The organism is Thermodesulfobacteriota bacterium, assembly GCA_040758155.1.
GTDB lineage: Bacteria > Desulfobacterota > Deferrimicrobia > Deferrimicrobiales > Deferrimicrobiaceae > UBA2219.
In genome coordinates, this window is the sequence record JBFLWB010000178.1 from 1 (window position 1) to 4,895 (window position 4,895).

At 62.9% G+C, this 4,895-nt stretch carries 4 protein-coding genes; 3 read left to right on the forward strand and 1 reads right to left on the reverse strand.

Features of this window, described 5'->3' with window-relative positions; translation table 11 throughout:
* The first annotated feature begins 573 nt into the window (after window positions 1–573).
* From AB1346_12280 to AB1346_12290, 3 genes are all read left to right on the forward strand, one after another.
* Entirely contained in the window at window positions 574–1,113 is a 540-nt protein-coding gene (locus AB1346_12280; GenBank protein MEW6721220.1) for a hypothetical protein, read from the forward strand.
* A gap of 404 nt (window positions 1,114–1,517) precedes the next feature.
* Window positions 1,518–1,934, forward strand: coding sequence for a type II toxin-antitoxin system PemK/MazF family toxin (locus AB1346_12285; GenBank protein ID MEW6721221.1), 417 nt, complete (start codon window positions 1,518–1,520; stop codon window positions 1,932–1,934).
* Window positions 1,935–2,235: 301 nt separating this feature from the next.
* Window positions 2,236–2,442 (forward strand): hypothetical protein, encoded by a 207-nt coding sequence (locus AB1346_12290; GenBank protein ID MEW6721222.1) that lies wholly within the window; start codon window positions 2,236–2,238, stop codon window positions 2,440–2,442.
* Between the two features lie 13 nt (window positions 2,443–2,455).
* Here the strand turns inward: AB1346_12290 and glnE are convergent.
* The coding region (gene glnE, locus AB1346_12295) for a bifunctional [glutamate--ammonia ligase]-adenylyl-L-tyrosine phosphorylase/[glutamate--ammonia-ligase] adenylyltransferase (GenBank protein MEW6721223.1) at window positions 2,456–4,895 on the reverse strand (2,440 nt) is incomplete at its 5' end.

Consider the following 4,895-nt stretch of genomic DNA (forward strand, 5'->3'; position numbering starts at 1 on the left):
GGCTACAAGGCGTCGCGACCGAGGGCACCGGAGGCGCACTTGACAGTGCGTCGAGGAGCCCGACCGAGCGCAACGCAGTAGACATGCCCGTATCCGCCGCCGCAGTAGGAGGCTGGTGAGAAATGCGGGTTAAAGCTTCCGCTCCCCGCCGGGGGGAAATCCCTCCCCGATAGTGTCCTAATTTCACCGGCCAACCCTACGACCCACGGCACGGAAAATGATATCATCAGGGCACCCCACCAGGAGGTTATGCCCTTGAAGCACATTTTGATGGGGCCGGTAAACACCCCAGTGCGGGGATAACCACAGTCCACCGGCAAGGGCACGCGGGTAGGCGCGAACTGACGGAAGCCGAGAACCTATCGGCTGTGGGATCGCGGCAAGGCATTGCGTGGGGCTTCCTGATGTCTGCCCACCGGGAAGCCATAATGCGTCCAATTATCCCCTCCAATATTCCCTTTCCCCACAGTTTGTGAATCGCACTTGACACAGATTTTATATTTATGCCTATAATGTGACATCGTCGGTTGGCCGGGTGAGAGCGGCCTATAACCCACGATTAAGGAGAAAGCAATGGATGCCCCTTCTTACAAGCTCCACATTAAGATCGGGAATGCCGAGTTTGACGCGGAAGGACCGCAGGAAGTCGTTCAAAAATCCTTCGACAAGTTCCTTGATGCCGCTGGAAGGGTCGCTAGTGCCCAGGTGGCTCCACCATCGCTCGAAGAACCAGCGGTAGCCCCTCCGCCAAAACCTCCTGGTAGTCGGCAACTGGATACCGCTCTTCTGCCGCGTGTGTTTGATGCCGACCCCAAAAGGCAGATCGTTTCTCTGCGCATTCTACCGCCAGGCGGTCCGAATCGGGCAGGCGATGCAGGCATAATGATCCTTTATGGAGCCCAAATGATGCTCAGGATTCACGATTTCCCGGTGACGAAATTGAAGAAAGGACTGGTGAAGTCAGGAGTCCAATTCGATCGCGTAGACAAGCTGATAGCTCCATGCACGCAATTTGTTATCAAGAGCGGAAGCAAAGGAGTGGGCGGGAAATATGCTCTAAACAACCTAGGTATTGCCCATGCCGAAAGCCTTGTCCAAAGTCTTTTCGGATAGTGGAAAAAACCGGCCCAGGGGGGTGAGAGCCCCTGGGCCAATCCACGGCTCGGAGAAAGCAATTTACGCCAATGTGTGGCGGCGTGGGTGAGAACATGATATCGAATTCGCCGCTCAAGGACAAGTATGAAGAGCGGGAAGAAAGGAGGGTAGGTAGATGCTGTTAGCGACGAGGGCCGGCTGGGCGGCCCGTGAGGACAAATACAAGAAGAGCTAGACAGCAGACCTTTTGCCGAGGGTCTGTCTAGCTCTCCCAGGCGCGATCTCCCCGTACGGGGATGGCTCGTTAACCACTTACCGCCCCAGCGATTGGGATGCCACGGGTAACACGCGCCCTATTGGTATGTAACCACGGGTTACCCTTAGCTGTAAACCCCCCAATCGCCGGGGCAAAGGAGAATGGTGTGGCTCTCACATATCACCCCAAAAGGGGCACAGTATTGATGTGCGACTTTGTGGGCTTTAAGACCCCGGAAATGGTGAAAAAACGCCCCGTTGTTGTGGTTTCTGGAAGGCTCAGGCGCAGCCAGCTTGTGACCGTGATTCCACTCAGTACGACACCGCCCGACCCCGTGGAAGATCACCATCATCAAATGGATCCAGCATCTTTGCCGGGCCAATTCGCCACAAAGCAAACTTGGGCGAAATGCGATATGGTGGTTACGGTCGGATTCTGGCGTCTTAATAAAGTGATGGTACGGGACGCTAACGGGAATCGCGTCTATTTGGGCCATAGGGTCACCGATGCCGATTTTAAGGCCATCCTCAAAGGGATGCTCTGCGCATTTGACCTCAAAGGCTTGACATCCCATATTGGCTAATGTCTAATGAAACCGTACCCGCCTCGGCGGGCTTTCGAGACTCCCTTCGGGGAGCGTGCTCCAGGGGAAGGCGATGACAAGCTGCCTGGAGCACCGTTTGGGCCTCTGGTGAAAACTAGGGGCTTTGTCATTTCTTAGCTCCCCGCCAATTATTGTTGACCAAACTTCAAATTAGGACACTACCCCCTCCGCTATTGACTTGACAGCGGAGCCGCGCGTCATTAGAGTTTTAGTCCCAAAAAACGGCGAAAAAGGACTGAATCTTTCGCCCCGCCGATCCGTTATATAATTTGAGGTGAAGATGGCGAATTTCTACGATAAACAGGGCGACCCGGACGCGAGCTGGGAAGACGTGGGAGGATTCAACACCCACCTGCTGAGCGAGCTGCGCAACGCGATGATCTCGGTGGAGACCGAGGGATTCCCGGGGGGGCCCGTGCAGGCCGTCGTGGCCGAGTGGATCAAGCGGCTGCCGACGTTCGACTTTCCCGACGACGAGATCGGCTGAACCGTTTCCGGGGCTATCCCGGAAGACCCAGCAGCTCCAGGTAGACCTTCCGGATCCTTCCCGTCTCCTTCCTGTAGCGGCCCACCGTTTCCGGCTCGAGGACGTTAGGGTCGAACGTGTCGATCGAGGAATCGTGCGACAGCCGCAGCCGCACGTCCAGCGACCTCAGGAAGCGGTATCCCCCGTCCAGCACCTTGTACTGGTCCAGCGTGACGATGCCGGCCCGCTGCATCTCGTACAGGGCCCTCAGCGTCCCGCGCGCCCGCACGGAAGGGACCGCCCCCCCGTGGAGAAGCTGCAGGTACTGGACGGCGAATTCCACGTCCACCACGCCGCCGCGCCCCACCTTCAGGTTGAGCCGGTCCTCGCTCTCCCGCCCCAGCTCGACCTCCATCCGCATCCGGAGGTGGTGGATCTCCTCCGCCGCGTTCGGGGGAAGCGGCCGCTCGAAGATGAATCCCTTCGCCTTCTCCTCGACCTTCCTCCCGAACTCCCGGTCGCCCGCGACGCAGCGGAACCGCAGCAGCGCCTGCCGCTCCCAAAGCTGGGCGACCCCCTCGTGGTACCTCTCGAAGGCCTCCAGGGAGGAGACCAGCGGTCCCGCGTTCCCGGAGGGGCGCAGCCTCGTGTCGAGGCGGTAGACGTGCCCCTCGCGCGTCGCCGTGGTCAGGATGGAGATCAGCCGCTGGGCTAGCTTCGCGAAATACTCGTGGTTGGTGATCCTGCGGATCTCCTCCGGCCCGGCGGGGTCGGGAGCGCTCTCGCCCGCGCCGGAATAGAGGAAGACGATGTCGAGGTCGCTGTGGTAGGAAAGCTCCTCCGCCGCGAGCTTCCCCATTCCAAGGATGGAGAACGCCGCCTCCCGGCCGGTGCCGGCGTCGATCGGCGCGCCGAAGCGGCGGCGCACCTCCCGCTGCGCGAGGAGCAGCGCCTGGCCGAGCAGGACCTCCGCCAATGCGGTGAGCTGGGCCATCCCCTCCTCGAGCGACAGAACCCCGCCCATGTCGTGGATGCCGGTCCGCAGCGTCTCGAGGTGCCTGAACCGCCGCAGCGCGTCGAGCTCCTCCTCGAAGCCGTCGCATTCCTTCATCCGGGCGCCCAGCTCCTTGCGGAGCTCGGTCCGCGACTTGAACAGGACGGACAGGTCGTTCCGCAGGAACGTGTCGAGCAGCTCGGGATGCTGCAGCAGGAGCCCCGACAGGTAGCGGCTGCTGCCGAAGATCCGCACCAGCGATTCGAGCACCTTCGGCTTCTCGAACAGGAGCGCGTAGAACATGGTCCGGGATCCGACGGCCGAGAGGAACCGCTCCATGTGGGCCAGCGCCATGTCGGGGTCCGGGCTCTTCGCGGAGCGGTGGAGGATCTCCGGGGCGATCCGGTCGAGGTATTGCCGCGCCCGCTGGGAGATCCGCGCGTGGGGAGGCCCCTGCCGCAGGACCTCGAGGTTCCTCCGCGCGCCTTCGGCGTCCTGGAACCCCATGCGGGACAGCTCTTCCGCCGCGTCTCCGGGGATCGGGCCCGGCAGGAACAGCGCCTGCACCTCCGCCGGGATCCCGCTCGGCGCCGCGCCGCGCCCCTTCCCGAACAGCCGGTCGAAGACCCTGCGGACGGCGTCGCAGTTCCGGTCGAGCTCCGCCCGCAACGCCTGCGGATCCGGAAGCCCCATCGCCCGCGCCAGCCGGCGGAGGTCGGCCTCCCCCTGGGGAAGGGCGTGCGTCTGCCGCTCCCGGTGCGCCTGGATCCGGTGCTCGAGCCGCCGCAGGAACACGTACGATCCGGCCAGGTCGTCCCGCTCCCGCTCGCTGACGATACGGAGCCGGGAGAGCGCGTCGAGCGTCTCCGTCGTCCCGCGAAGCCGCAGCGACGGTTCCTTCCCCCCGTAGATGAGCTGGTGCGCCTGCACGAAGAACTCGATCTCCCGGATCCCGCCCGCGCCCAGCTTCAGGTCGCGCTCTCCCCTTCGCCCCCGCGCCGCCGCCCGGTCGATCCGGTCCTTCATCTCCTTGATCTCCTCGATGGAGGTGAAGTCCATGTGCTTCCGGAAGACGAACGGGACGACCTCCCGCAGGAACTCCTCCCCCAGCGACCGGTCCCCCGCGACAGGCCTCGCCTTGATGAGCGCGGCGCGCTCCCAGGTCTGTCCCCATGACTCGTAGTAGGTCTCCGCGGCGGGCAGCGAATACGCCAGCTCCCCGCGCGATCCCTCCGGCCGGAGCCGCAGGTCCACGCGGAAGGCGAAGCCGTCCTCCGTCGCCTCGGAGATGATCCGGGTGACGGTCTCGCCCACCCGGACGAAGTATTGGTGCAGGGAGAGCGGCTGCGGCCCGCCGGTCGTCTCGCCCTTGTCGGTCTCGTAAAGGTAGATCAGGTCGACGTCGGAGCTGAAATTGAGCTCCCGCCCCCCCAGCGTCCCCCTCCCCCGCACGCCGCACCGGCCCGGCCCGCGCGGCCCG

Coding starts and splice junctions, on each gene's coding strand:
- AB1346_12280 (MEW6721220.1), top strand. CDS start 574: ATGGATGCCCCTTCTTACAAGCTCCACATTAAGATCGGGAATGCCGAG.
- AB1346_12290 (MEW6721222.1), top strand. CDS start 2,236: ATGGCGAATTTCTACGATAAACAGGGCGACCCGGACGCGAGCTGGGAA.